We start from the raw sequence: 25,427 nt of genomic DNA, 5'->3' as shown, positions 1-25,427 counted from the left end.
CCCAGCGAGCCCCACCGTCAGGACCACGCCCCCAACCGTCCGGTGCTGCCGGAGCCCCGCGGTGGCGCGACCTTGTTGGCGGAGGTTCGAACATCCATAGCGTGGTACCTGTCCGCGACGGCTGAGGGAGGCACACGTGGCGGGTGATCGTCAGAGCGCGGGCGCGTCGTGGCTGGCTGGTGGGGGTGACCGTCTCTTGGGGTGGCCGGCCAGGGGCGCCGTCGGGGAAGAGGGCGCTTACCAGCCAGGGCACCGCCTCTGTACCGTTCAGCGTACGAGCATGACGCGGACCGGACGGAGTCACGATGCCTTGCCTTCGAACCCAAAAGAACCGTCGGCACGTGCCCGCAGCGGCGGAGCAGGGGGTGCGCTGATGCTGGAGGAAGCCGAGGAAATCGGCCGCCGTGTACGCCGTGCCCGCCTTCGTCTGGGTATGCCGCAAGCCGACCTCGCCGCCGCCCTGGGCAAGTCGCAGGGGTGGGTTTCGAAGATGGAGCGGGGCCAGATTGAGCTTGACCGCGTGGGACTGCTGAACCAGGTCGCATCCGAACTGCACTTGCACCCGAACGACCTGATAAGGCGCCCGTACACGAGCTCACCGTCCGAGAACCAGTGGCAGGTCGCGGCGTCGTCGATCCTGCGGGAGCTCCGCCGGTACGACCTGGCGCCGGTGTTCGAGGGAACCCCGCGTTCCTCGGGTGAGCTGTGGCAGGACATGAAGCGGCTGCACCGGTTGCGGGACGCGGCGGCAAACGTCGCCATCCTGCGGTGCCTGCCGGATCTGTTGCGCGAGGCTCGTGCGCTCGCCGAGGTCTCCACCGGCCACGAGCGGGAGGAAGCGTTCGCCGTCTACGCCGTGTGCTGCAAGTTCGCCCACACGGCCGCTCACGCCATGGGGCACCCGGAACTCGTCGCTATGGCGTGCGAACGCGCTTCGTGGTCAGCCCAGTTGTCCGGAGACCCGCTCATGCCCGCCGTCGCGGACTGGATGCGGGTGTGGGACATGTGGGCGACCGCGGACTGGGACGACGCCTTGGCTCTGTCGGACAAGGCGCTACGCAGCGTCCAGAGCGAGTACGACCGAGGCGACGCCTTGGCTCTCCGGGTGTGGGGCTCGCTGCAATTGCGGGCTGCCGTGTCGGCTTCCAGGGCGCAGAAGGTGCAGGAGACCGAGGACCGCATCCAGCATGCCCGCGCAGCCGGCGACCGTGTGGCCGAGCGCCGGAGCATGCCCGTCTACGACCGGCACTCGCTGACGTTCTCCGCCGGGAACGTGGAGATCCATTCCATCAGCGTCGCACTTGAGCTGGGCGACCAGACGAAGGCCCTGACCATAAACCGGCGTGCCGACGTCGTCGCCCTGGCAGCCTTGCCCAACTCCCGCAAGGGCCACCACCACATGGACGTCGCACGCGCGTGGCTGTGGGACGGCAACCGCGACAAGGCGCTGGCCGAGCTGGAGAAGGCCGAGCGCATCGCACCCCAGCTCATCCGCAACCACCCGATTGCCCGCGCCACACTCCGGAAGATCGTCTATGCCGAGCGGGCCGGCACTCGCGAGCGGCTGCGAAGGATGTCCGACCGCTTCCACCTGGACGGATAGAGGTCGTATTCCTCCGGCTCATATTCGGACCCCGGGGAGTCCCTACCTTCCCGGGGCATGAGCGGACGACGCACCGAGCAAGACACGGCCAGGCGTCGCGCGTTACATGACGCGACCCCCGGCTGGAAGCCTCAACTCGGCGATCTTGCCTATGACATCAAGCGCTGGAAGCGCGGTGTTGTCGTGGGCATCCCTGACGGAATCGCCTGCCTGACGTACCACCTGCGGCCCCCGGAGGGCGGCGACGAATGGTCGGCCGCCGCCGACGGTTCCACTCTCCGCCCTGTCTGCACGATCACCCACGTCACCCCAGCGGGCGAGGTCTCGTACGACGCCCGAGCGAGGCAGGGCGCTGTTCCGATCCTCCTGCACCACGAGGACGGCACCACCGAGGAATCGACCTTCGTCGTCACGCTGGATGAACTTGCCACCCATGTGGCCCAGTTGGCGCGGCTGGTGCGGGACCGAGAGGGGGCGAGCACCCCGTGAGACACCGGAAACTCCCCGCGGTCATGGACCCCCTGGGCGCGGCCCTGGCCTGGATCTGGGCACTCGGCACCGTCGGCACGCTCGCCGTCCTCGGCTTGGAAGTGGCGAACGACCAGGGCCACCACGCCGTGACGTCCATCGAGGCACCGGACCAGGCACCGACCTTCTGAGCCTCACCTCAGCCGGCCTCCGGACGTCGAAGGCCCGGAGGTCGGCGCGTCGAACACACATCACCAGTGAAACGGAGACTTCCGTGGAACACAGCACGCCCAACCCCTTGTCCGAGTTCAGCGACAAGACCGTTGCCGTCACGGGCGGCGGCGGGCTGATCGGCAGCCGCATCGCGGTGCAACTGCGCGAGGCCGGAGCCCGCGTGATCGTCGTCGGAAAACTCGACGCCTACCCGCCCGAGGTCTACTCGGACCTGTTCGGCATCGACACTCGCCACCCCGACACCGTGGTCGGCGACGTATCCGACCGGGCTCTGATGCGGCACGTCATCGGCCAGTCGGATTACGTCATCCACGCCGCCGCGATGGCGGACGTCGCCGCCTGCACCCGAGACCCCCGCGCGGCCCTCAAAGCAAACGTCCATGGCACACAGGTGGTGCTGGAGGAAGCCGCACGCGCGGACCGGATCAAGCGATTGTGCTTCACCTCGTCCGCGAGCGTCTACGGCAACGGCCGGATGTTGCAGCAAGGGGAGCCCGTCCAGTTCAACGAGGACGACGCCCCGGCGCCGCTGTCGGTCTATGGCAACACGAAGCTGTGGGGTGAGCACCAGGTGAAGATCACGCTCGGGCCCCTGGAAGTGCCGTACGTGGTCGTCCGGTACTTCAGCGTCTACGGCGAGCCGCAGACCGTGAAGGAGAACTCCCACTCGTGGGTGGTCGCATGGCTCGCCATGCGCGCCAGCCTCGGTCTGCCGCTGGAACTCAACGGCGGGGGCGCCAGGTCCGCGACTTCGTCCACGTCGAGGACATCGCCGAAGGCACGATCCGGGCCCTGATCGCCCCGGATGCCGCCGGACAGGTGCTGAACATCGGCACCGGGCGGCCGACGAGCATCCGCAGCATCGCCGACCGCGTCCTGACGCACTACCCCGACGCCACGGTGATCGAGCGTCCCTTGCCCGCGGGCGACCCCATGGGCGGCTACGCGGACGGGTACCGCATGCGGCGTGCCCTCTGCTGGAAGCCGGGCATCACGGTCGAGGAGGGCGTGGACCGCTACGTGAAGTGGATCAACGAGACGCCGGAAGCCACGCCGGGGTGGATGCGGAAGCTTGCCGCCGCATCCAGTCTCCGGGCGGTCTGAGCCCGGCTAGATGATCGGCGGGCGGCCCAGCCTGGTCATGCGCCACACCGTGGCCCACTTGATCGGCTGGCGCCGCCCGCACGGCGTTCGGAGCCCTTCCGCGAAGCCGCCCGCCCACGCCCTGAGTCCACCCAGGGAACGGCTCCGGGCGAGCGTGAGCAGGGCCCACACCCCGAGGTAGACCGGGGCGAGGACGGCGGGCAGATGGCGCCTGGCGAGCCACACACGGTTGCGCGCGACCATCCGGTGGTAGACCGCGTGGCGGGTCGGCAGGGTGCGCGGGTGCTGGAGCACGAGCGCCGGTTCGTAGAGCACCTTCCATCCGGCGTCCAGGGCCCGCCAGGCGAGGTCCGTCTCCTCGTGGGCGTAGAAGAACTCCTCCGGCCACCCGCCGATCTCCTCCAGCATCGGCACCGACAGGGCGTGCCCACCGCCGAGGAACGTGGTTACCAGCCCGCCCCGCAACGGGTCCGAGGCCCGAAGCCGCGGGACGTGCCGACGCTGGGTGTGTCCTGTCTCGTCGGCGATCCGGAAGCTGACGATGCCGAGACGACTGTCCTGCTCGTAGAGCGCTTGGAGGTGGCCGAAGACGTCGGGGCTGATCAGTAGGCCGTCGTCGTCCAGGTCCACGACCAGGTCCACGTCCCCGGCGTCTTGCAGGACCCGCAGGGCCACGTTCCGCCCGCCGGAGACGCCCAGGTTTTCCGGCAGCTCCACCCCGGTCACGCCGTCCGGCAGTGGGGGCAGCGGAGAGCCGTTGCCGATGACCACGACCTGGGTGGGCGCGGCGTCCTGCTTGGCAACCGAGTCCAGGAGCGCGCGCAGCTCTTCGGGCCGGTTCCCCATCGTCAAGATGGCGACCCCTACGCGTGGGTGACGCACGGCTGAACGCTCCCTCCTCCGCCCGGTGGTTCCGCGATGCTAGCGGCTTCCAGAACCACAGCCGGGCGGGGGACACGTTGATCAGCCAGGAGCCGAAGGGCACAGCAGCCGTCATCACCAACGGGAGGGGTGACTACCTGCTGCACCTGCGGGACAACATCCCCGGGATCTGTGATCCGGGTGCCTGGTCCCTCTTGGGCGGCGGCCGTGACAGCGACGAGGAGAGCCCGGCGGACGCCGTCGCTCGGGAGCTGGAGGAAGAAGCCGGTCTCGTCGTGCCGGACCTCCGCCCGTATGCCGTGGTCCCCGTGCGTGAGCCGGACGGTGTCGACGGGCGGATCACGGTGTTCGTCGGGCACTGGGATGGTGACGCGGGAGAGCTCGCCCTCACGGAAGGCGTGATGCTGCATTGGTTCCCCGCCGCGATGCTGTCCCGGCTGGTCATGGCGCCGTGGGCCCGAGCCGTGATCGAACAGCACGTGCGGGAGACAGCGGGGGCGTAACGCGGCTGCACGGCCCGCTTTCCGGAGTCCGCGGACCAGGCGCGGACCAGACCTCCGTTCGAGAGCGGCAGACGGTAGGCTGTAGCCCGCTCCGCCGCAGGTAGGGCGGGGCAGGGGAGAGTTGCCCGAGCGGCCTAAGGGAACGGTCTTGAAAACCGTAGTGGCGGCAACGTCACCGTGGGTTCGAATCCCACAGTCTCCGCCAGTGCTGCGTTAGTGCAGGTCAGAAGAGGTGTCCCGGGATGGGGCACCTCTTTCGCGTTGGGGGCGTGTCTCACCTCGTACCGCCTGTTTCCCAGGTCGAACCGGCGCGTGCGGACCAGGCGCGGACCAAGGTCCGGGCGGTCATGTGCCCTGAGCCGTCACATCTGACGGTGGCCGAACTGCCCACGTGACCGGGCCGCCCACCCTCAGCCGAACACCACGCTCTCCTGATAGGGCTGAGCCCAGCAAAGGTGCTCCTGGTTCGCATGGCTGGATGTGGCCCTACGCGACCGCCCCTGACACACCATACGGTTATCGCTCGTACGCCGACCGTATTCGCTGCATGTGGGAGGGGTTCTTCGTGGCCACCAGCATTCGTTACGGCGCGCTCGATATCGCCGTCACCTCGCATTTCGGCACACTGTGGACGGACGCAGGAAGCGGGGCAAAGGAGAACTTCTCCGCGCACGCCCCCCAGATGGAGTACGCCGACTGGATGGGTGGCTGGACGGTTCTGGCACACGTCGCGCGGCCTGATCACAGCAGCCTGACCGGCAAGTTTGCCGTCGTCGTCGCTCGCGGTGTCAACCCCGCCGACGAGCTGCTGAAGCCCCCCGTCCGTTTCGAGCGGATCTGGACGGACCGGGGCAGCGGCGCCAAGGCGAACGGGGCCGTGTGGCGTCCGATCCCGCCGGACGGCTATGTGGCCCTGGGCGATGTGTGGACCGGGTACTGGGACGCGCCCAAGCTCGGCAGCTTCGTGTGCGTGCGCAAGGGTGCCGTGGGCGGACGCAGCTACGTCCGGGAGGGCGAGATCGGTGCGCGGATCTGGCACGACAGGGGCAGCGGCGCCAAGGACGGCAACTGCGGCGTGTGGTCGGTCGTTCCCCCCGCCTACCCGCTGGACAGCACCGAGCGCCTGCTGCTGGACGTCGGTGGCTTCGTCGCGCGGGGCGACTCCTGGGACAGGCCCAACCGCACCGTGTACGTCCTCGACCTGCCGGCGGTGGTACTCAAGCAGAACCCCGCTCCCGCCCCTCGGCAGACCTCCCACGCCTTCCCCGACCCCAGGGAAACCCCGAAGGTCATGGACCGGCAGGTGACAGTGCCGTGCACGGTGGTGTCCGACCCGGGCAAGACACCCGGCTGGCAGACGGCGAACTCGCCCTTCTACACCATGGAACGGCGCACCAGCTACTTCGCGCAGATGCACAACGACAACTCCAACGGCGGTCAACCTCAGGAACCGACCCAGTCGGTGACCACCGGCGTCACCGAGTCCAAGAGCAAGGAGTTCTCGTCCAAGACCGGCGTCACCGTCACCGCGAAGGTCGGCATCGAGGTCAAGGGGCTCTCGGCCGGTGTGGAGACGAGCGTGACCCGGGAACTCGGTTACAGCACACGCACCGAGGTGAGCGTCATGCAGCAGCAGAACTTCACCTGGACCCTGCGCACGGCCCCGAGGACCTCGGCCGTGGCCTGGTCGCCCCGGCACGAGATCCGGGCCGTGCGCCGCGACGGAGACGTCGTCGGTCAAGCCGCACTGGTCTTTGACGTCGAATCGCGCACCTACACCCAGTACCCACCGGTCGCCGCTGCCGAAAAGGGCGCGGTCAGCGACACCACCGCAACGGATGTCGAACCCTTCGGCACGGTCGAATCGAACCTCCCCGAGGACCTGACCTCGATCATCCTTCCCTGACCGCCACCGACAAGCGGCCGACACCGGTCCGGGAACCGGTCCACGCCTCCTGGGTCTTCAGCCCGACAGGCATCCGATCGCATGAACCCCGACCAGGCCCTGCCCTGCCGCAACCACCGCCCCCGGCCCTCCGCTACTTACGAGGCCGGGGGCCGTGCATGCCCCGGCTCTTCTGGCGACTTGGGTTTCATCAGCGCCGCGTTCTGGTGAAGCGCTCGCTGAAGTCTTGAGCGAGCCACTGAAGCGCCGAGCCGGAACCGACACTTGCCGTTCTGTCACCCGATCGAAGGACGGCCTGGAACGCCCGGAGCAACGAGGCAGGGGGACGGCTTGTCGTACCAGCAACGCAAGAGCTCCCCTCTGACCGTGTCGGGACGGTCGGAGAGGAGCTGCGAGTCGGTGTTCAGGAAGCGTCGTTGAGAGCTTGGTCGATGAGTTCGTTGGCTTTCTGCTGGATGCCTCGGATGATCTTTGCGTAGAAGCGGTACAGGACAGCGATGCTGTGGCCCGCCCGTCGTGCCACCTCGGCCGGTTCGACTCGGGCTTTGAGCCAGAGAGAGATTCCGGCGTGGCGGAGGGCGTACGGCACCTCTGCCAGGGGGGTCTTCAACTCCTCTGGGGTGAGGGTCATTTCGCGGGCGGTCTGCCACAGTTCGCAGTATTCGGTGGAGCGGACCCGGCCGCCGCGTGTGGCGCGGAAGATTCGGCCGTCGGGGGCGACGCCGTATGTCCTGATGTGCGTGCGGACCATCCTTACGAATACCGGTGGGATGGGCACTGATCGGGTGGCCCGCCGGGCGCGGCGCTTCAGGCCGCGTTTCTCGTAGGACTTGCCGTCGTCCGTCCAGCCTGAGCCGACCTCGGGGCGGCTCTCGTCAAGAAGGAGTTCTCCCCAGGCTTTTTCGTCGTCCTCGGGCGGCAGGATGAAGTCCGACTCTTTGACCGCCACTGCCTCGCCGGGGCGCGTGGCGGCGTAGTACAGGCAGCCGAAGAAGGTTTCGAGGTGTTCGCCGCGCGGCCCTTGATCCTTCACCGCCTGTATCAGCGATCTCGCGAGCCGCGGGTCCGGGACGTACCGGAAATCGATCTCGTCGTCTGTCGGCGGCGGAGACCAGCTGATGCGCTTCATCGGGTGGACCATGAAGATCTCGCGTTCGACGGCGTAGCCGAGAACACTGCTCAGGACCATGCGCTTGCGCTTCTCGGTGTTCTCGGCGGCCCTTTCGCCGTTGAGCTTCAGGGCCAGCGCCCGGAGAGCCGCACGCAGATGATCAGGCTTGGCTGCCTCAGTGATCACCAGCGAGTGCTTGGATAGCCAGCTCAGAGCCGCTACGACGTCGGCGGGCGGTTCCTCGACCTCCAGGCGGCTCACCCACTTGCCTTGGTCGTCCTTGCACAGCCTGAACGTCCAGGCGTAGAGGGCCTGTCGCATGACTTTGGGGCCGGGGGCGCCACGGGTGGTGTCGACCAGGACGGGCGTCACGATGGCCAGGGCCTCGGCGATGCTGGCCCGGTGTTTGGCTGAGGTGTCCGGCCACTTCATGAGGACGTACGCCTTGGCGTGCTCGAACCAGGTCGGGGTGTTGCGTGCGAGCAGTTCCCCGGCGGGGAGACCGGTCTCTGTATCGAACTGCTCGCGTTTGCGGAGGGCCGACAGCAGTTCCGATCGTCGGCCGTCCGCCTGTTCCCAGAGCCGGAAGCTCTTGGAGTGCTCCCGGCCGCCGACCACCCACCGGACCATGTGCGGTTTGGGGCGGCCTTTTCTGGTCCGGATGTCCCAGAACTTCACGTCGTAGGTCAGCACGCCATCGACTCCTCGCAGGCGGCGAACCAGGTGTCGAGGTCGGCCCGGCGGACGCGGAGCTGTCCGTTGGGGAGCTTGAGGATCTTGGGTGCCTTGCCGCGTGCGCGCATGCGGTAGAAGGCGGCGCGGCTCATGCGGATCTCTTCGAGGACCTCGGGGAGGGTCAGGGCGGGGGTTCGGGTGGTGCTCACTGCCAGGGCTCCCCTTCGGTGGTGGCGCGTCGTTCTTGATCGATGTGGTGGCGGACTTGGGCAGCGAGGAGGTGTTCGCCGGAGCTGTAACCGGAGCCGAGATAGCGCCAGTCGGAAACGACGAGAATCGTTTCTTCGCTCCCAGTGGGAGCGTCGTGCTCGGTGGGTCGGTGCCAGGTGCGGCGGACGTCGCGGAGGGCGCCGAGGGTGGTGGAGTAGCGGCGGGATTTGGTGGAGAAGTGGCCGCGGAAGCCGAGCATGTGGGCCCACTTGCGGAGGCGGAGTTCGGCGAGCTCCGCCAGGCCGCCGAGGTCCCAGCACGTTTCGATCATGCGGCGGGCGTGACGGCTGACCTTGAGGGTGTCGAGGGGTTCGGCCTGTCCGGTGCCGTGGCACTTGCCGCAGGGGCGACAGGCGCCCTTCTCGGTGACGGTGGTCCCGGTGCCCGCGCAGGGGTAGCAGTGCAGCGGCCGGTCAACGGTCCCGGCGGACTCGGCGCCCTTGGTGGCGTACTTGGCGACGTAGCCGGCCACGGCCTCATCGCTCAACGGGGCGTCGCCGGAGGCTTCGGCGATCTCGCGGACGTCGATCTGTTCGCCCCATCGCAGCAGCTTCGGCCCGGTCGTCGTGGAGTCCACGGAGAGCGTGACGTGCCCGGCGGCAGAGGTGATTGCGTCGGTGAGTACCTCGATCGTGGCGGCGGCGGGCGGGGGCTGGGTGCTGCCGTCGGGGCCGTCGAAGCGTATGACTGCGTGGAAGTGGACGAGGCCGCGGCGCTGGTACTCGGCGACCTTGGCGTAGGAGAGCCGCAGGTGGTCCTTCAACTCCTTGAGCGGCAGGCCGAGGGCGCGGGCGACGTAGCGGCGGAGGTAGGTGGTGAAGCGGGCCCACAGTTCGCCTGCGTGGGCGTTCCACAGGACGGCGCCCGCGTAGTCGTACCGGTCGGGGTCCAGCGGTGTGCCGAGGACGGGGGCGCCGTCGGGGTGGGTCCGGCCGCAGCGGCAGCCCAGGGTTTTGCCGGTCTTGGTGGTGCGGTTGCTGTGGACCGGGCCGAAGCTGGGTGCGGTGAGGGTGGCGAAGACGCGGGGGTGGGCGCGAACAGTCTCGGGGATGTTCTTGCCGCCGGTCAGCCCGGCTTTGATCAGCTGGTAGGTGTCTCCGGCGTAGGTGCGGGAGCAGGAAGGGCAGCGGGAGACGCGGCGGTTGCCGCAGGTCGTCAGCAGGCGCCCGGTCGGCTCGTCGGCGGTCGAGTAGGACCGCAGGATCTCCTGCGTGGTGGCGTCGACGGTGGCGGTCGAGCCCATGAGCTGTACGGGTCGGGTGCACCCGCGGACCTGCCGGACCTGTTCCTGCACGCGGTCGAAGTCGGGGAGGTTGACCAGCTCGATCAGGTCGCGGACGGCGGGGCTGGCGACGTGGCGGAGGTCGAGGAGGCGGGTCATGCCGTCGGGCCTTTCTTGCTGGTGCTGAGGCCGCCGCCCCGGCAGCAACCGCACGGCAGGGCGGCCGGGTTGCTGCCGGAGGGCATGGCGGATCGAGGCGGGACGGACAGGGGTCGCCGGAGTCGGCGGGAAAGGTCAGGCAGTGAGCTGGGCGTGCGCCGCAGTGGCCAGCGGGAGGCCGACGCCGAGCCGGGCCTTCAGCTGGGGCACGGTGATGGGCGCCCCGTGCTCTGCACGGTGGGACTCCGCGATGGTGCGGGCCGCCATCAGTAGTGGCTCAGGTACCGCAAGGGCGGGTCCGGCCGCGGGGGTCAGGGGCGCCGGCCGGGGTGGCGGGACCGGGGCGGGCGCCTGTACCGGAGTCGGGGAAGGCTCAGGCTCCGCGACGGGCGCCGGGGTGTCGAGGACCGGTTCGGTCACCGCGGCTTCAGCCGCGGGGGCGGCCTCGACGGCGGGTTCGGGGTCGGGTGTGGTGACGGTGTGGAAGTGGCGCAGGAGTTGCGGGCCGACCTGGCCCCAGCCGAGGAGGAGGAGCGGGGCGACGGCGTCGACGGCGGCGCGGCCGTAGTGCCCGGCGGCGATGGGTTCGGCGATGTTGAGTGCCAGGGTCAGCAGGCCGGACAGGTGCATCAGGCGGGTTGCCGCCTTCAGCTCTGCCGCCGGGACGCCGCGCAGGGACAGGTAGCGCAGGCCCACCAGGAGGCCGACCACGGACAGGTCGACCATGGGAGCGATCAGTGGGGCCACCGGGGCCGGGACACCGAGGCGCAGGGCCAGGGCCCAGACGTTGCCGAAGGAGAAGACGAACGCCAGCCCGGCGATGACGACCATGACCACGGTCACCGTGCGCTGAGTGATCCGGTTCTCCACCATGAGGATTCACCTCCTTTCACGAAAGGGTTGAGTGCCGGGCAGGTCAGGCCACTTCCGCCTCCACGCCTTCGAACTCCGCCTCCAGGCCGTGCGGGCCGGTGAAGGCGGCGAGGAGTTCGGCAGGGTCCTGGGTGAGGTGGGCGGTTGCTTCCGCGACCCAGGCAGCGTCGGCCGGGTCCACGAACGGGGTGCGGATGCGGGTGTACCCGGGGCGCCCCTGGATGGCCATGGACGCCACACCCCGGTAGACCGGGCTTTGCAGCGAGACGGGGTTGGCGTCGGGCCAGTTGCGGATGTCGTCACCGAGCGCGGCAACCGAGGCTTCCGCGGTCCGCTGAGCGAACGACAGCCCGACCGGGCACACGTCCCGGATGAATGTGGGGATCGCGTCACCGGTGCTCTTCTGCGTGGCGAGGATGACCAGGATGCCGACGGAACGGCCCTTCTTCACCAGGTCTTCTACGAGCCGCTGATTCTCCGCGGCGAGCGCGGCGAGCCTCTTCGTCTCCGGATCGTTGCCCTTGTAGTCGCGGAAGTAGGTATGTGCTTCGTCGATGACCAGGACAGTCAGTGGCCACGACGCCGACGGGCCGACGTGCCACATGTTCGTGACGCCGAGGACGCTGCGGACCGAGGCGGAGCGGTCCCGACGCAGCTTCACCAGCCGTTTGAAGAGCGCGTTCGCTTCGGCCAGGTCGTCACCGACGAAGGCGAAGAGACGGCCGATGACGTCCGCGTAATCGCCCTCATGGGCAGCGGACACCTTGCCGTCCGCCACCGCGAACTGCACCGCCGGAGACGGCGCCATGTCGCAGATGAACTTGTTGATCAGGCTGGTCTTCCCATAGCCGGGGAGTCCGGCCACGGTCATGCCGGGAACACCGTCGAGACCGACGTTCATCGGCTCCGCGTACTCGTCCAGGCCCAGGTCCCAGGTGGCGAGGTCCGCAGGTTCCTCCCCGGTCGGAACGTGGTCGGTGGGGGCGCTCAGGGGGTCCACGCGCACCCCGCGGATCACGACCCGGCCGGGGCCGTCGGGGAGGACGGAGACCCTGGTGCACCGCCACGCGTCCGCCAGGTACGGGGCCGCGCGCTGGAACTCCTCCAGCCCGACCTTCGGCAGGCAGACGGCCCGCACGATGACCCCGTAGTGATCGGCAGTGACCGTGATCCGGGGCGTTCGCACCCGCGGCTTCGGGGTCTTGCCTTCCTTCGTGGTCAGCTCGTCCATGAACGTCGGCGTCCGGTCGGTCACCGTCAGACCGGCCAGCCGGGCCAGGCGCCGCCAGCGACGGCGGATCATGAACGCCTGCCGCATGCTCGCCCGCAACATCCGGTCGGCCCGCACGTACCGCACGATCCCGAACACCCAGCTCAGAACAACCGCGGTGAGGATCAGGGCGAAGGCCACCCCGGCGACAACCGGGGCGACCTCCACAACATCCGTCAGACTCACTGAGCACCACCACCGCCGTACAAGAAGCGGATCAGCGCAAGTTGCAGGTCCACGAAGTCCCGGCCGCTGAGCCTCGGGTAGCCCTGCGACTCAAGAAGCGCGCTGATGTCGAGGGCCAGGCCGACCGTGAACCGGGCGTCACTCACGCCCTTGGGGGACACCGGGTAGACCCTCTCTCCGGCGGGGATCACTGCACCAGCTCCAGAGCCGACGCCCGGTAGGCGACACCGTCGGAGAGCGAACCGTTGAAGATCCGTGCCCACGGAGTGGCGAACAGGTCCACCGGCCGCAGCGGGCTTCCGGGGGCCAGGCCCTGGGGCAGACCGGACTGCGGAACCGTGATCTTCATGATCTCGGCGCGGCCGTCCTCCATCAGCATCGCCGTCACCGTGTACAGGCTCTCGCCCGAGTCGCGGTCCGTCGCGATCTCGCCCGTGGCCGGGTCCTTGATCTTCGGCGCGGGCATGGTGCCGGCCATCATCACCGCGGACGGCAGCAGGCCCACGCGGATACGCGTCATAGCCATGAGTTGGTTTCCCTTCGCTAGGTCGCCGGTGATCACCGGCAAGATCAAGTAGACCTAGCTGGGCTAGCCATGTCAAGTGAGCTAGCTATCAGTGTCTTCGTCTGGGGTGGGCTGGAAGGGCTGTGATAAGTGAGCTAACCCGGGCTACCCTTGGGGCATGACGCCGCCGACTCATGACCAGCGCCCGCCGTACCAGCAGGCCGCCGAGGCCATCCGGCAGGAGATCGAGTCAGGCAGGCTCAAGCCGGGCGATCAACTCCCCTCGCACCGCGAGTTGCAGGAGCGATTTGGTATTGCCAACATGACGGCCCGCAGCGCGCTAAGAGTCCTCCGCGACGAAGCGTTGATCTACACCGTCCAGGGTCGCGGAAGCTTCGTGACGGACCGGGCAGCGTCGGATCAGGAGTCCGCGCCGGTCCGTAGGGCAGATGTGGGCCCGGCCAGCGAAGAAGCCTCCGGGCCCTTCACTGAAACCCTCCGCGCCATCCGTGACGAACTCCGTCTCATGAGCGTGGAAATGGCCGCCGTCAAGCAGGAAGTCGCTCACCTGAAGGCTCAATTGGAAGACTCAGAGCGGCGTAGCGCGTTCTGACATCCTCCATTTCTTCGCGCACTTCTGCCGCAGTCTTACTCAGGCGTTCGACCATTGCGGATATCTCTGCCAACAGCGCGCGGTCTACCTCGTTCACTGTGTGCCTCCCCGTGCATGTACTTCATCCGGCGCCATCCCGGCGAAGGTTCTGCGCGAATCGCCCACCAGTAGTGGATCGTTCGCGCGTGTCGGATGCGAAAAGGCCGCCTATGTTTGAGGCGGCAGGCCCGATCGAGGCCAAAGAGCAGGGGAGGAGGCGGGGTTCCTTTGAACGTGTTCCTCTGTGCGCAAGCCGGACCGACCCAGATCGACAAAGACCATTCGCGGCCTTCGGATCTGTAGGTGCAAAGTCTGCGGGCAACCCGCCAATTGTGCGCCACCAGCCAAGGGGCGTGCGGCTGCGGTCAGCTTCCAAGAAGCCTGGACACTCAGCGCGAAAAACAGCTCTATGCAGCCGTCACACCCCCCTTGGTGATCAACGTTCAAAGATCATCGCATGCATAAGCCACTGGTTAGAAACCGACCCAGTGTGATCTGCAACGGATCACCGCCATCACATGGTCGAAGCCCCGCCGAGGTAGCTCAGCGGCGGTCGCGGAGCCCCGGGGAGCCCGCCGGGTGGGCTCGGGCGGAGGGACCCAGTTGATGGGTCTACGCAGGGCGCTTCTCGACGTCGGGCAGTGATGAACTGGCAGGCTGTTCAGAGTTTCTGTACTTGTTCAAGGCGGTCCGCTGACGCGGCCCGCGCGCGCTGGCGGCCCGTGGCCGCCGCCCGCTCCTGTCTCCGCCCCGCTCAGCGGCGACCCCCGGCCGCTCAGCGCGCAATGCCGCTTCGCCCACCGCAGAGAACAACGCCGACCCCCGACCAACCGGCCAGGCCGCCACCTTCCAACGCGACGAACCGCCTGGCGGGCCCCACCACCAGGACCCCGCCCCCAGCCGTCCGGGTGCTGCCGGAGCCCCGCGGTGGCGCGACCTCGTCGGCGGGGGCTCGAACATCAATAGCGTGGTACCTGTCCGCGACGGCTGAGGGAGGCACACGTGGCGGGTGATCGTCAGAGTGCGGGCGCGTCGTGGCTGACTGGTGGGGGCGGCCGACCATGCGGCGAGGCATGATCGGCCAGTAACTCCAGTGCAGGTGAGCCCTGTTCAGGTAGAGGAGATCGTCTTGAGGGCGAGAGACCTGAGCGGTGCGAGGCGGGTCCGGGCCGGGCCGTTGTAGATGGCGTTCGTGCAGATCACCAGGTAGCGGCCGGTCGACGGGGCGAGGTAGAGGCTCGTCCCGGTGAACCCGTGGTGATACGCGACGGTGCCACCGTGAGCGAGGATCCACGACAGCCCCCGGTCGAGGCCTGATTCGATCGCGGCTTGCGGGACGAGACTGGAGGCGAGCCAGTCGCCCAGCGGGTGGGTCTCGTCGGCGGAGAGAAGGGCTTGGGCGTAGGTGGCGAGGTCAGCGGGGGTGGAGAACACCCCGGCGTGTCCGGCCACGCCGCCCATGAGTGCAGCGTTGTCGTCGTGCGCGGTGCCCCAGGTTCGTGGGGCACCGGGGAGTCGTTGTTCGGTGGGTGCGACGTTGGGCGTGCGGGTGACCGGGCCGTAGGACGTGCTGTGCATGCCGAGTTCGCCCCACATGTCAGCCGCGAGTTCATCGAGGGGCCGACGGTGGATGTGGGCGAGGGCGAGGCCGAGAAGGATGTAGCCGCGGTTGATGTAGCGGTGGGTGCCCGGGGTGTCCTCCAGCGGTTCGCGGCACAGGAGTTCGTGCAGCGGCAGGTCCGCACCCCGGTAGTGGTCCAGGCGGGTCGAGGCCCGGAGACCGGAAGTGTGCGCGATCAGCTGCCGCACGGTCGCCTCCCCGCTGAGGGCCTCACCGTTCATCGCGGGAAGGCTGTCGCGAACGGGGGCGTCCAGGTCGATCAGACCGTCCCGGACGGAGCGGCCGATGAGCGGCCAAGTGGCGACGACCTTCGTCAGGGACGCGATGTCGTAGAGGGTGTGCGTGGTCGCCCCCGACTGCGGTCCGCACTCGGGGGCGACCACGCCGGCCGCCATGACGTGCTGGTGGCCGTCGACGGTCCCGGCGACGACGACACCACCAGGACTCGCGCCGTCGGCGACGACCTCACGCAGCGTTTCGTGGAGGCGGGCGGTGTCATCGGTGCTGAACGGTACGGGCATCTAGTCCTCCGGTTCGACGGTGATCCCGGCGCCCAGCCTGGCCAGGTTGGCGAGCAGATGGCCGTAGCCGCGCCGGAAATGGTGCAGGCCCCGGATCGTAGAGGTGCCGTCGGCCACCAGGGCGGCGATCAGCAACGCCGTCACCGCCCGGATGTCCGCAGCCTGCACGTCCGCAGCGTGGAGCCGCTCGGGGCCGTGCAGGCGGATCATTGACCCGGTGGCGGTGATGTCCGCGCCGAAGGCCCGCAGCGGGGCGACGTGGGTGTCGCGACGCGGGTATACGCGTTCACTGATCAGCGAGGCCCCGGTGGCCTGCGTGAGCATGGCCGCCAGCTGTGGGGCTGTGTCGGTGGGCAGGCCCGGGTGGGGGCCGGTAGCTGCCTCCACCCCTGACAGCGTCCCGGCGAGCCGCACATGGACGGTTTGGCCGTCGGCAGTGAGGGCGATGCCCGCGCGGGCGAACGCGGCGATCAGTCCCCCGGGAAGGTGGGCGAGCGTGATGCCTTCCAGGTCGACGCTTCCGCCAGTCGCGGCAGCTGCCATGGCGACGGTGGCTGCCGCGATCCGGTCGCCTGCCACTGCGAAGGTGCCGCCGTCGATCCAGTCGCTCCCCGATACGTGCAGCCCTTCGACGTCCCAGCGGATCGCCACCCCCCGCCCGGCGAGGAACCGGCAGGTCTCGGTTACTTCGGGCTCGGTGCTCGGGCTGGTGACCAGCGAGGTTCCCGGCGTACGCGCAGCCAGCAGCAGCGCGGTCACCGTGGCTCCCAGACTTGGCCCGTAGGGGGTGTTCACGTCCACGGTGAATGCGCGCAGACCACGACGCCTGGACAGGGCCCGGAGGCCCGTCGCAGTGGGGATGATCTCTGCCCCGGCTGCCTGCATTGCCGCTAGATGCCGGTCGATCAGCCGGGGGCAGAACGCGTCACCACCGGGGTACGGGAAGACGACCTCCCCGGCCCGAGCGAGGACGGCGGCAGCCAGTACTACGGTCGTGCGGATCTGCCGACCGAGCTCTTGGTGGATCACCGGGCTCAACGTGTCGGCCGGGGTGACTGCGAACAGGTCGCCGTCGAATGTCGCACCGGTGCCGGTGTGTTGGAGGATGCGGGCACAGACGCCGGTGTCCACGATGTCCGGCGCCCGCTCCAGGACCAGTGGGACGTTGGCAAGGAGCGTTGCCGCATACAGGTGCAGGGCGATGTTCTTGCTGCCCTGAACTGGATACCGACCAGCCAGGATCCGGCTACCGGTGACCCGCACGAGCCCGTCAGGGGCGGTGGCCATACCGGTCACCTGGCCCGTGATCCAGCGGGCAGAAAGCCGCCGATGTGATCGCGGGGGTAGAGCACGGTACCGGGGCCGATCAGGGTGCCCGGTGACAGCATCGTCCCGGCAGGCAATGCGACCTCGTCCCCGATGACCGCGCCGAATTTGGTCTGGCCGCTGCCGATCCGGTGGCCGTCCAGGTTGACGGTGATTTCCTCGATCGCCGGTTCGGCGACCGGTCCGCGGTCGCACCGCAGGCCGGTGGTCGAGCAGAAGGCTCCGAAGTTGACCCGGCGACCGATCACAGAGTCGCCGATGAAGCAGGGGTGCTTGGCGAAGATGTGCCCGGCCAGCAGGCTACGGGTGATGTCCGCGCCGAAGCCGATCCGGCAGCCAGGGCCGACTACGGCGTAGTCCCGCACCAGTGCACCAGCCCCGATGACAGTGCCGGAGCAGATCACAACGGGGCCGGTCACTTGTGCCCCAGCTTCGATGCGTGCCCCCGCCTGCACGATGACCTCGCCCCGGCACAGCGCTCCGTCCTCGATCGTGCCGCCCCGGTCCGCGTCCAGGCCGCAGGCGACCGGGTCGTCCAGGTCCGCGACCATGGTCGGCTTGATGTCGAACACGGTCCGGCAGCGGGCCAGCAGCCCCGCGACGTAGGGGCCAAGGGCGTCGGGGTCGAGGTAGTAGCCCGTGCTGAGCCGTACGTCATCCGCCATCGCTGCGGAATCAGGAAGGTGCTGCTGCATTGGGACGCCTCCCATAGCGTCGAAGGGGCCGAGGTGAGGAGAAGCCCGCGCGCCGCACAGGCAACATAGGGCCTGTTGCGGGCAGGCGTTGAAGGCCCCGGCGACCGGCAGCAGGGCGCTGACGGTCGCCGGAGGCGGTCTAGGCGGGGGTGTCGGCGGCCGGACCGGCATCCGGGGCGGCCACCGCGAACCCCGAGTGCCTGGAATCGGCGTTCACGTCGTGATCGACGATCACGCCAGGAGCGAGAACCCGGCGACCGTGGCGGCCAGCCAGGCGACCACGCCCGGGACTTCGTAGTCGATGCGCGACCGGTGGCGGCCCATCACCGCGGCACCACCGAACGGGCTCGTTCGCGAGCGGACAGCGCCCGTTCGACCTGGATGGCTACCGCGTACAGCTGACCCGGGTCGAGCACCAACTCCGTACGGATGGCGTCGCCGCCACGGAGGCGCACCTCCACCGGGAGCCGGGCTTCCTCCAAGTCGTGGTCGTAACGGGCGTCCTGCTGCATCAGGACCACGCGATCGATCATGGCTGTATTGCCGGATCCACAGGTGCCCTGGAGCGTCTGGTCAGCAGCCATGCTGTGCGTCACCTCGTCCAGAGGGACGCCGGTTCTGCCTGTTCCCGTGCCGTGCATCGTGGGATCACCGTCTCTTCTGTTCACCAGGGCCGCCGAGACAGGGGGGAAGCGCCGACGGCCGGGCCGCGGGTACGGGGTGTCATGCCGAGGCTTGGACGATCAGTCGGCGATGCCAGTTAAGGACGGAGCGACGAGCGCGGTAACCCCATGCAGGGGGCACCCACGATGGGTACATTCCGTGGGGGGTACCGCCAACTCAGGGGGTAGGCATGGAACTTCCGGCGTCACCGGCAGCACTCCCACCAGGCTTGCTGAATGATCGGCGCGTCACCGAAGCGCTGGCCCGCCGTGATGTCGGCGCCGTGTTCGCCCTGGCCCACGAGGAAGCGGGCATCAGCTTCAACCGCATCAGCGAGGCGTGCGGCATCCGTGCAGAGCGAGTGAGCCAGATAGCGCGGGGGAAAGGGGAAGTCACGTCCTTGCGGGGCCTGGAGAAGGTCACTGACGGCCTTCGGATTCCGGGCCGGGACTTAGGCTTGGCCGAGAGGCCATGGGAGAGCACAGGCTCACGAACTCCCCGCCAACATCAAGAAGATGGAGAAGACCCCATGAAGCGCCGCGACGTGTTGCGCGGCGCGCTCGCTGCCGGTCTGGCAGGTCCCGGGCTCGCCGCTTTGACCACCACCCGCCACGACATCGACACCGCCCTCGCCGCCGACCACACGACATCCGATCTCGGCTTCTGGGAAAGCACCGCCGAGCGGTACGGATACGGGTACCACGGCCAGGCCCCGACCGACGTGCTGTCGAACCTCGCTGAGGACTTCGGCGAGCTGAAGATGCTTCTTGACCGGCCGCAGACGGTCAAGGGCCGTGCCACGCTGTGCTACGTGACCGGCCAGATGGCGGGCATGGTCGCGATCGTCTTGCACGATCTTGGTCAGCACCGCGAGGCCCATCGGTGGTTCCGCACTGCGGGCCGGGCCGCGGAGCAGTCCGGGGACAACCTCCTGCATGCGTGGGTCCTGGGGCGCGAGGCGATGGTGCCACTGAACTACGGAGCCCCGCAGGCCGCCGCGCAGCTCGCCGAACAGGCCCGGCACCTGGCCGGAGACAAGCCCAGTGCCGCGGCTGCACTGGCGGCGGCCGTCGCCTCCAGGGCTTACGCCATCGGCGGTCACACGGAGAAGGCCCTTCACGCGGTGTCCGATGTCGAGTCCCTTGCGGAGCGGCTCACGCCCCAGCAGCATGCCGACACCTGGTTCGGCTACCCGATGCAGAAGCATCACGTCCACATGAGCCAGGCCCTGACCCTGCTCGGGGAGACCGACCGGGCGTACGAGACCCAGGCGCGGGCGCTGGAGCTGTCACGCGCGCCGTCACACATGACCCGGGCACTGATCGCCATCGACCAGGCAGCCTGCCGGGCCCGCGACGGTGACCGAGCCGAAGCGGCGCACATCGCCGCCAAGGCGTACGGGGTCCTACCCGTCTCGTACCGGACCGGACTCACCCGCACGAGGGCGCTCGCCCTGTATCGGACGCTCCCCGGAGATACCCCTGGCTTGGACCAGCTTGCAGACGCGCTGGGCACCGCCAGCTGACTCGACCACGGCGTGATCCCGGAGCTCACGGACCAGGCGCGGACCAGACCCCCGTTCGAAAACGGCAGACGGTAGGCTGTACCCGCTCCGCAGCAGGTGGGCGGGGCGGGGAGAGTTGCCCGAGCGGCCTAAGGGAACGGTCTTGAAAACCGTCGTGGCAGCGATGTCACCGTGGGTTCAAATCCCACACTCTCCGCCGAGGCCGGCGCAGGTGCTGGTCGGAAGGGGTGCCTCGCTCTGCGAGGCACCCCTTCCGTGTTCGCCCTGTCTCACGTCGGCCCGCCGGTATGCCGCCCCTGACCAGCGCGTGCGGGCCGTACACGGGCCGGCATGGGCATCGCTCGGCGCCGTTCAGCGCCTGGTCGATGAGGTTCGTGTGCCCGTGCAGCTACCGGATCCTCACGGTGGACGAGACCGACGACGTCCTTGAACCCGGCTGAGAGCTATCGGGCAACGGCGTGTGTACGCGGCGAGCCGGTCATTCGAACGTCACTTCCAGAGCTGGTACTTGCCGCCGTTGACCGGGTTCGTGTACACCTTGCCGCCGTCGCTGCTGTCAAGCGCCCTGCCTGTCGCAACGTTGATGATCTTCCAGCCCTTGTCGGTGTGCAGCTGCCGCCACTTTTGCCAATTACCCTTGTTGCACGGGTTCATGTAGACCTTGCCCGCGTCGCTGCTGTCGAGGCACAGCTGGTCCTTCCCGGCCACGTGCCATGCAAGCTGGTAGACCCCTTGCCCGGAAGAGTCTTCACTGATGGCGCGCTCGGTCCAGGTCCGATTGCAGTTCTTACTGGTGAAAACGTCATGGCTTCCGTCGTGGTCCAGGCACAAACCGGTGGCCACGTTTTTCCAGGGCACGCTTTCACCATCACGGGCGGAAGCCTCACCTGAAACCGCGACCACCGCCAGCGGGGCTACAAGTGCCGCTGCTGCCAGATGGGCCAGCGTCCTCTTTTTGGTGTTCTTCATGTCGTTCCACTTTCTGTAGAAACCGCGTTGGACGGAACGTCCTTGAAGGGGCAGCCCGGGTTGGCCGGTGAAAAGCCGATCTCGCCGGCCCTTTGCGTGACCCGTCAACGCACCTGAGCTTTAGGTGGGCTGACAGATTGCGGCTGTATCCGGTGGGATCCCGGGTGCCGATTTTTGCGGGAGGAGTGGTGCCGAAAAATCTGACCACCCGGGGCATGTATGCGTCAACGTTGCCTCCGTTTCCTCTTTTCCGGAGAACGGGGAAACCTTCTCTGACCTGCGGTTATGTTGCTTGTTGCAGTGCTTCGGCAGGCTTGCCGTTTGCCACCCGCTGTGTCATCTCACCTGAGCCGAAGTCACGCTTCAGCCGGTCCGGCTGGAGCTTTCCCGGGGTGTCGTCTTCCGATGCCTCGTGACCGACCGAAGAAGACGACACCGTCGTGCCCCTTCCCTATCGTGGCGGCCGAGACGAACCTAGGTTTCGTTGGACTGCTGGGCGAAACCGGGTGCGGCACCCGCAGGCGGGGCGTTGATCCCGCTGGCGGGTGCTGCTGCTTTCGACTATCAGCCGCAGGGGTTCTTCCCGGACGAACCGGTGATCGTCCGGTGCCAGCGGTTTTCGCGGCTGAGAGCGCAGATGCGTTTCCCGACCGTTTCCGGGTCTAGTTCCCACAGGCGGATGGCGCGATCGGTGTTCGCGGTGGCGAGAAGATGCCCTGCGGGCGCGTAGGCGAGCCCGGACACATAGTCGCCGGTTCCGGTGAGTGTGGCGACAGGCTGGTGGTTTTGTGTGTTCCACAGACGGATGGTGCGGTCGTAGCCGGCCGTGGCCAGTGTGCGCCCGTCGGGCGCGTAGGCGAGCCGGGTTGTGGTCTCGGTGTGACCGGTGAGCCTGGTGATGCGCTGGTGGGTCTCGGTGCTCCACAGGGTGATGTCACAGCTGGTCGCCGCCAGTGTGCGGCCATCCGGGCTGAAGGCGAGGGAGTACGTCAGGCACATCGGGCCCTCGCGGGTGAGTGTGGCGATCACTCTGCGGGAGCCGAGGTCCCACAGACGGACGGTCGTGTCGTGGTTTCCCGTGGCGAGGGTGCGGCCGTCCGGTGAGAAGGCCACGGAGCCCACTGCGTCGGGCTCACCGTCGAGAACGGCGACCGTCCGGTGGGAGCGTGTGTCCCACAGGCGTGTGCTGTGGTCGCTGCCGGCGGTCGCCAGGGTGAGGCCGTCGGGGCTGAAGGCCGCTCCTCGGATGCTCCCGGTGTGGCCCCTGAGAGTGGCGGTTTCCCTGTGCGTGCGGGTGTCCCACAGCCGGGCGGTGCCGTCGTCGCCCGTGGTGGCGAGCGTGCGGCTGTCAGGAGAGAACACCACGCCGGTGATGGAGTTCGTGTGGCCGGTGAGGGTGGTGACGAGACTGCGGTGGGCGAGGTCCCAGATGAGCACGGAGCCGCGGGAGTCACCGGCGGCCAGGGTGCGCCCGTCCGGGGAGATGGCCACGGCCGTGGCGGACTCGCCGCTGCCGGTGAGCGTTCGCGACTTCTCCAAGGTGGAGGCGTTCCACAGCTGGAGCGTGGACGTGACGCCGCGTTGCCCGGTCTCCGTGGCGGTGGCCAGGGTCTGTCCGTCCGGGCTGAAGGCCACGACCGACAGGAGACCGGACCCGGTCAAGGTGCCGGCGGCCTCGTGTGTGGCGGTGTTCCACAGACGCGCGGTGTCGTCGTTGAAGGCGGCGGTGGCAAGGGTGCGGCCGTCGGGCGAGAACGCCACGGACCAGACCATGTTGGTGTAACCGCCGAACGTGGCTGTCGAACGGTAGGACTCCATGTCCCACAACCGGGCGGTACGGTCCGAGCTGCCGGTCGCGAGGGTCCGGCCGTCAGGGGAAAAAGCCACGGACACCACGGCGTTGGTGTGGCCTGTCAAAGTGGCCCTCGCCTGACGGGACTCCGTGTCCCAGAGGCGGACCTTCTGGTCGTTGTACGCGGCTGCCAGTGTGCGGCCGTCGGGCGAGAACGTGACGCGCCGGACCGAACTGGTGCCGTCGGCCAGGAGCGCGGTCTGACGATGCGTGGCGACGTCCCACAGACGTACGGTGCCGTCGTCGCTCCCTGTCGCCAGGGTGCGGCCGTCGCGGCTGAACGCCACACCGTTGACGCCGCTGGAGTGGCCGGTGAACGTGGCGACGAGCCGGCGCGTGGCCACGTCCCACAGCTTCGCCGTGCCGTCCCGGCTCGCCGTCGCGATCGCGCGGCCGTCGGGCGAGAAGACCACGTCCCTGACTCTGTCGGTGTGCCCGGCGAAGGTGGCGACAAGTCCCCCCGAGGCCGTGTCCCAGAGCTTGGCCGTATGGTCGTCGCTCGCCGTGGCCACCATGCGGCTGTCGGGGCTGAATCCGACCGCCCATATGTCGTCCGCGTGGCCGGTGAGCTGGCTGCCGGGATACTGGGCGTAGGTGCTGAGCAGGCTGCTGCGGGCCTCGGTGGTGGGTGAACGGCGGTAGGCGCTCAGCGCGAGGAGCATGGCGGCCTCCGGCTGCTCACGCATCATTCCGTGGGCGCGGGCGGCGAGTTCCCGGGATTCCGCGATGCGGCGCTGGTCGTCCGCCACACGGCTTTGCTGGAAGGCCATGGCGCCGGCCACGAGCGAGAGGGCGAGCAGGGCCGCCAGGCCGGACGTCAGGGTGCGCAGGCGTCGCAGACGCCGCTGTTCCAGCCGCCTCTGTGACGTTTCGAGATCGGTGCTCGCCTGAAGGAACGTGCGTGCCGTCGAGGTGAGGACCGCCATGGTCCGAGGGCACTCGGCGGCTTCGAGAGCGGCGGCGAGGCGCGGGCCCCGGTAGAGCAGGCTGGGGTCGTGTCCTTCCTTCTCCCAGGTGGCGGCCGCGTCGGCGAGGGTCTGGCGGGTGCGCAGGACGGACCGGTCCTCGTCGATCCACTGGCGGAGCCGGGGCCAGGCGTCCAGCAGGACCTCGTGGGCCACCTGGATGTGTTCGGCGTCGACGGTGAGCAGGCGCGCCCGGGTGAACGTTTCGACGACGGCGTCCGCGTCCTTCGCGTCCTTCTGATGGTTCGCGCAGGCCTCCAGGACTTCCGACCGCCGACCGGGTCTGCTCGTGTGTCTGCCCTCTCCGAGCTGGACGAGGTGCAGCAGGACATGCCGGGCGATGTCCTGCTGGTGCGAGGGAAGCGACGCGTAGGCGCGTTCCGCGGTGGTGGCCACGGCGCCGGAGATTCCCCCGGTCAGCCGGTAGCCGTCGACAGTCAGGGTGGCGTTCTCGCGGTGCTGCCAGGTGCTCAGCAGGGCGTGGGACAGCAGGGGCAGTGCGCCACCGGGGGCCGCGTGGGCCGGTGCCGTACGCCCGTGCACGAGACCGATGTCGCGCAACAGGATCTCGACCAGCCCCGGTTCCAGCTCCAGCCCGGCCTCGCGCGCCGGTCCGGTGACGGCGTCACGCAGTTGCCCGTCGCCCATCGGGCCCATCGTCATGTGGCCTCGTTGCATGGCCGCGGCCAGCCCCGGAAAGCCCAGGCAGCGCTCGTAGAAGTCGGCGCGGACCCCGATGACGACGAGCGCCGAGGGGATTCCCGAGTCCGGCTTCCGCTGCTTCGTCAGGGCGAGCAGTGCCTCTACGAATGCCTCTTGCTCTGTCTCGTCGGAGCACAGCATGAAGGTTTCTTCGAACTGGTCGACCACGAGGACCAGGGCGGCCTCGTCGCCGATCGGGCCGCGCGCGTTTTCGCCGTCCACGGCACTCGGACCGACGGGCACCGGATCGGCACGCACGGCAGCGCTGACGGCGACGGCGAGAGCGTCCCCTCCTTCCCGTTCGGCCTTCTCCAGCAGCTGACGGGACGCTCCGGTCGCCGCGGCGATACGGTCCAGGAGTTCCTCGACGGGACGCGGGCCCGGAGTGAGCAGAGCGACGGGCCATGCCCGGGAGCCGGTGACGGGCAGCACTCCACGCGCGAGGGCGGGCAGCAGGCCTGCCCTCAGCAGCGATGACTTGCCCGCCCCCGACGGCGCCATGACCAGGAGAGGCCCTGGCGTGTGCAGTTGCTCGGTCAGCTGCGACACCAGATCCGCAACGGCCTTCTCCCGCCCGAAGAACCACCGTGCGTCCCGGGCCCCGAACGGGGACAGCCCCGGGTACGGGCATGTGCCGTCGTCCCGCGCCTTGCCCCCGGTATCGCGTCCCGCTGACGACAGGGCCTCTTCCAGCTGTCCGCCCGCCGTCAGTACCTGGTCACAGACGCGGGCCAGATCAGGCGTCAACGGCTTCTCGCCGTTTTCGACCTTGCTCAGATAGCCCTTGCTGTAAAAAGCCTGGCGAGCCAGCTCGGCCAGTGCGATCCCCTGCTCGCGCCGCAGCCGGCGCAGCAGTTCCCCGGGGCGCTCCGGAGCCGGGAGCGGCACGTCCGCAGGTCCGTTGCCGAGATCACGGCCCATGCCGTCCACTTCTGTTCCCCTCCTCGGCACACGAACTTTCCCGC

The 25,427-nt window shown here is 68.7% G+C and carries 22 protein-coding genes, 2 tRNA genes and 1 pseudogene; 11 read left to right on the top strand and 14 right to left on the bottom strand.

Annotation, left to right across the window (positions count from 1 at the left end; all coding sequences use genetic code 11):
* The first annotated feature begins 373 nt into the window (after window positions 1-373).
* From ACWD4A_RS05970 to ACWD4A_RS05950, 5 genes and pseudogenes are all read left to right on the top strand, one after another.
* Window positions 374-1,603, top strand: coding sequence for a helix-turn-helix domain-containing protein (locus ACWD4A_RS05970; RefSeq protein ID WP_451189993.1), 1,230 nt, complete (start codon window positions 374-376; stop codon window positions 1,601-1,603).
* Window positions 1,604-1,660: 57 nt separating this feature from the next.
* The gene (locus ACWD4A_RS05965; protein ID WP_451189991.1) at window positions 1,661-2,092 is read left to right on the top strand and encodes a hypothetical protein; all 432 of its coding nucleotides are present in this window, start codon (window positions 1,661-1,663) and stop codon (window positions 2,090-2,092) included.
* On the top strand, window positions 2,089-2,262 hold the full coding sequence (locus ACWD4A_RS05960; RefSeq protein ID WP_451189989.1) for a hypothetical protein: 174 nt from the start codon (window positions 2,089-2,091) through the stop codon (window positions 2,260-2,262). The genes ACWD4A_RS05965 and ACWD4A_RS05960 overlap by 4 nt, the downstream gene beginning before the upstream one ends.
* 83 nt (window positions 2,263-2,345) lie before the next feature.
* Window positions 2,346-3,079, top strand: a pseudogene (locus ACWD4A_RS05955) (NAD-dependent epimerase/dehydratase family protein); the annotation flags it as partial.
* 45 nt (window positions 3,080-3,124) lie between these two features.
* Window positions 3,125-3,409 (top strand): hypothetical protein, encoded by a 285-nt coding sequence (locus tag ACWD4A_RS05950; protein ID WP_451190143.1) that lies wholly within the window; start codon window positions 3,125-3,127, stop codon window positions 3,407-3,409.
* A 6-nt stretch (window positions 3,410-3,415) separates the two neighbouring features.
* On the opposite strand, the gene ACWD4A_RS05945 is transcribed toward ACWD4A_RS05950, so the two are convergent.
* A complete protein-coding gene (locus ACWD4A_RS05945) occupies window positions 3,416-4,291 on the bottom strand; it encodes a glycosyltransferase family 2 protein (RefSeq protein ID WP_451189987.1) in 876 nt (291 codons plus the stop codon).
* Between ACWD4A_RS05945 and ACWD4A_RS05940 the strand changes: the two genes are divergently transcribed.
* The 3 genes from ACWD4A_RS05940 to ACWD4A_RS05930 all read left to right on the top strand — a co-directional run bounded on the left by ACWD4A_RS05940 (window position 4,279) and on the right by ACWD4A_RS05930 (window position 6,700).
* Entirely contained in the window at window positions 4,279-4,794 is a 516-nt protein-coding gene (locus ACWD4A_RS05940; RefSeq protein ID WP_451189985.1) for an NUDIX domain-containing protein, read from the top strand. The two genes, ACWD4A_RS05945 and ACWD4A_RS05940, sit on opposite strands and share 13 nt — an antisense overlap.
* Before the next feature lie 115 nt (window positions 4,795-4,909).
* Window positions 4,910-4,999 (top strand) — tRNA-Ser (locus ACWD4A_RS05935).
* 360 nt (window positions 5,000-5,359) lie between these two features.
* On the top strand, window positions 5,360-6,700 hold the full coding sequence (locus ACWD4A_RS05930) for a Vps62-related protein (RefSeq protein WP_451189983.1): 1,341 nt from the start codon (window positions 5,360-5,362) through the stop codon (window positions 6,698-6,700).
* A gap of 403 nt (window positions 6,701-7,103) precedes the next feature.
* Here ACWD4A_RS05930 and ACWD4A_RS05925 read toward each other — a convergent pair whose 3' ends face one another.
* The 7 genes from ACWD4A_RS05925 to ACWD4A_RS05895 all read right to left on the bottom strand — a co-directional run bounded on the left by ACWD4A_RS05925 (window position 7,104) and on the right by ACWD4A_RS05895 (window position 12,992).
* Window positions 7,104-8,504, bottom strand: coding sequence for a site-specific integrase (locus ACWD4A_RS05925; RefSeq protein ID WP_451189981.1), 1,401 nt, complete (start codon window positions 8,502-8,504; stop codon window positions 7,104-7,106).
* Window positions 8,498-8,695, bottom strand: coding sequence for a helix-turn-helix transcriptional regulator (locus ACWD4A_RS05920; RefSeq protein WP_451189979.1), 198 nt, complete (start codon window positions 8,693-8,695; stop codon window positions 8,498-8,500). Before ACWD4A_RS05920 ends, ACWD4A_RS05925 begins: the two co-directional genes overlap by 7 nt.
* Window positions 8,692-10,137 carry a replication initiator gene (locus tag ACWD4A_RS05915; protein WP_451189976.1) on the bottom strand — a complete coding sequence of 482 codons (1,446 nt, stop codon included), beginning with the start codon at window positions 10,135-10,137 and terminating at the stop codon, window positions 8,692-8,694. Before ACWD4A_RS05915 ends, ACWD4A_RS05920 begins: the two co-directional genes overlap by 4 nt.
* A gap of 135 nt (window positions 10,138-10,272) precedes the next feature.
* Entirely contained in the window at window positions 10,273-11,010 is a 738-nt protein-coding gene (locus ACWD4A_RS05910) for a DUF2637 domain-containing protein (protein ID WP_451189975.1), read from the bottom strand.
* 43 nt (window positions 11,011-11,053) lie between these two features.
* Window positions 11,054-12,466, bottom strand: a complete 1,413-nt coding sequence (locus ACWD4A_RS05905) for an FtsK/SpoIIIE domain-containing protein (RefSeq protein WP_451189974.1) — start codon at window positions 12,464-12,466, stop codon at window positions 11,054-11,056.
* Entirely contained in the window at window positions 12,463-12,657 is a 195-nt protein-coding gene (locus ACWD4A_RS05900; protein WP_451189972.1) for a hypothetical protein, read from the bottom strand. The genes ACWD4A_RS05905 and ACWD4A_RS05900 overlap by 4 nt, the downstream gene beginning before the upstream one ends.
* Window positions 12,654-12,992 (bottom strand): SCO3933 family regulatory protein, encoded by a 339-nt coding sequence (locus tag ACWD4A_RS05895; protein ID WP_451189970.1) that lies wholly within the window; start codon window positions 12,990-12,992, stop codon window positions 12,654-12,656. Before ACWD4A_RS05895 ends, ACWD4A_RS05900 begins: the two co-directional genes overlap by 4 nt.
* A 157-nt stretch (window positions 12,993-13,149) precedes the next feature.
* Between ACWD4A_RS05895 and ACWD4A_RS05890 the strand changes: the two genes are divergently transcribed.
* Window positions 13,150-13,584 (top strand): GntR family transcriptional regulator, encoded by a 435-nt coding sequence (locus tag ACWD4A_RS05890; protein WP_451189968.1) that lies wholly within the window; start codon window positions 13,150-13,152, stop codon window positions 13,582-13,584.
* 1,149 nt (window positions 13,585-14,733) lie between these two features.
* Here ACWD4A_RS05890 and ACWD4A_RS05885 read toward each other — a convergent pair.
* The 4 genes from ACWD4A_RS05885 to ACWD4A_RS05870 form a co-directional block, all read right to left on the bottom strand.
* Window positions 14,734-15,765: a serine hydrolase domain-containing protein gene (locus tag ACWD4A_RS05885; RefSeq protein ID WP_451189966.1), complete on the bottom strand. Its 1,032-nt coding sequence runs from the start codon at window positions 15,763-15,765 to the stop codon at window positions 14,734-14,736.
* Window positions 15,766-17,052 carry a UDP-N-acetylglucosamine 1-carboxyvinyltransferase gene (locus tag ACWD4A_RS05880; protein ID WP_451189963.1) on the bottom strand — a complete coding sequence of 429 codons (1,287 nt, stop codon included), beginning with the start codon at window positions 17,050-17,052 and terminating at the stop codon, window positions 15,766-15,768.
* A 5-nt stretch (window positions 17,053-17,057) separates the two neighbouring features.
* On the bottom strand, window positions 17,058-17,786 hold the full coding sequence (locus ACWD4A_RS05875) for a hypothetical protein (protein ID WP_451189962.1): 729 nt from the start codon (window positions 17,784-17,786) through the stop codon (window positions 17,058-17,060).
* Window positions 17,787-18,109: 323 nt separating this feature from the next.
* Entirely contained in the window at window positions 18,110-18,370 is a 261-nt protein-coding gene (locus ACWD4A_RS05870; RefSeq protein ID WP_451189960.1) for a hypothetical protein, read from the bottom strand.
* 269 nt (window positions 18,371-18,639) lie between these two features.
* Between ACWD4A_RS05870 and ACWD4A_RS05865 the strand changes: the two genes are divergently transcribed.
* On the top strand, window positions 18,640-19,974 hold the full coding sequence (locus ACWD4A_RS05865; protein WP_451189958.1) for a hypothetical protein: 1,335 nt from the start codon (window positions 18,640-18,642) through the stop codon (window positions 19,972-19,974).
* Window positions 19,975-20,083: 109 nt separating this feature from the next.
* Window positions 20,084-20,170, top strand: a tRNA-Ser gene (locus ACWD4A_RS05860).
* Window positions 20,171-20,463: 293 nt separating this feature from the next.
* Here the strand turns inward: ACWD4A_RS05860 and ACWD4A_RS05855 are convergent.
* On the bottom strand, window positions 20,464-20,943 hold the full coding sequence (locus tag ACWD4A_RS05855) for an RICIN domain-containing protein (RefSeq protein ID WP_451189957.1): 480 nt from the start codon (window positions 20,941-20,943) through the stop codon (window positions 20,464-20,466).
* Window positions 20,944-21,507: 564 nt separating this feature from the next.
* Window positions 21,508-25,383 (bottom strand): nSTAND1 domain-containing NTPase, encoded by a 3,876-nt coding sequence (locus ACWD4A_RS05850; RefSeq protein WP_451189955.1) that lies wholly within the window; start codon window positions 25,381-25,383, stop codon window positions 21,508-21,510.
* Window positions 25,384-25,427 lie beyond the last annotated feature (44 nt).

The sequence above is a fragment of the Streptomyces sp. NPDC002537 genome (assembly GCF_053594975.1).
This window is presented reverse-complemented; position numbering and strand designations above follow the sequence as displayed.

What these genes read in the sequence shown, in the direction of transcription:
- ACWD4A_RS05970 (WP_451189993.1), top strand. Translation starts at nt 374, where the DNA reads ATGCTGGAGGAAGCCGAGGAAATCGGCCGCCGTGTACGCCGTGCCCGC.
- ACWD4A_RS05965 (WP_451189991.1), top strand. Translation starts at nt 1,661, where the DNA reads ATGAGCGGACGACGCACCGAGCAAGACACGGCCAGGCGTCGCGCGTTA.
- ACWD4A_RS05915 (WP_451189976.1), bottom strand. Translation starts at nt 10,137, where the DNA reads ATGACCCGCCTCCTCGACCTCCGCCACGTCGCCAGCCCCGCCGTCCGC.
- ACWD4A_RS05910 (WP_451189975.1), bottom strand. Translation starts at nt 11,010, where the DNA reads ATGGTGGAGAACCGGATCACTCAGCGCACGGTGACCGTGGTCATGGTC.
- ACWD4A_RS05895 (WP_451189970.1), bottom strand. Translation starts at nt 12,992, where the DNA reads ATGGCTATGACGCGTATCCGCGTGGGCCTGCTGCCGTCCGCGGTGATG.
- ACWD4A_RS05890 (WP_451189968.1), top strand. Translation starts at nt 13,150, where the DNA reads ATGACGCCGCCGACTCATGACCAGCGCCCGCCGTACCAGCAGGCCGCC.
- ACWD4A_RS05885 (WP_451189966.1), bottom strand. Translation starts at nt 15,765, where the DNA reads ATGCCCGTACCGTTCAGCACCGATGACACCGCCCGCCTCCACGAAACG.
- ACWD4A_RS05880 (WP_451189963.1), bottom strand. Translation starts at nt 17,052, where the DNA reads ATGGCCACCGCCCCTGACGGGCTCGTGCGGGTCACCGGTAGCCGGATC.
- ACWD4A_RS05875 (WP_451189962.1), bottom strand. Translation starts at nt 17,786, where the DNA reads ATGCAGCAGCACCTTCCTGATTCCGCAGCGATGGCGGATGACGTACGG.
- ACWD4A_RS05870 (WP_451189960.1), bottom strand. Translation starts at nt 18,370, where the DNA reads ATGGCTGCTGACCAGACGCTCCAGGGCACCTGTGGATCCGGCAATACA.
- ACWD4A_RS05865 (WP_451189958.1), top strand. Translation starts at nt 18,640, where the DNA reads ATGGAACTTCCGGCGTCACCGGCAGCACTCCCACCAGGCTTGCTGAAT.
- ACWD4A_RS05855 (WP_451189957.1), bottom strand. Translation starts at nt 20,943, where the DNA reads ATGAAGAACACCAAAAAGAGGACGCTGGCCCATCTGGCAGCAGCGGCA.
- ACWD4A_RS05850 (WP_451189955.1), bottom strand. Translation starts at nt 25,383, where the DNA reads ATGGGCCGTGATCTCGGCAACGGACCTGCGGACGTGCCGCTCCCGGCT.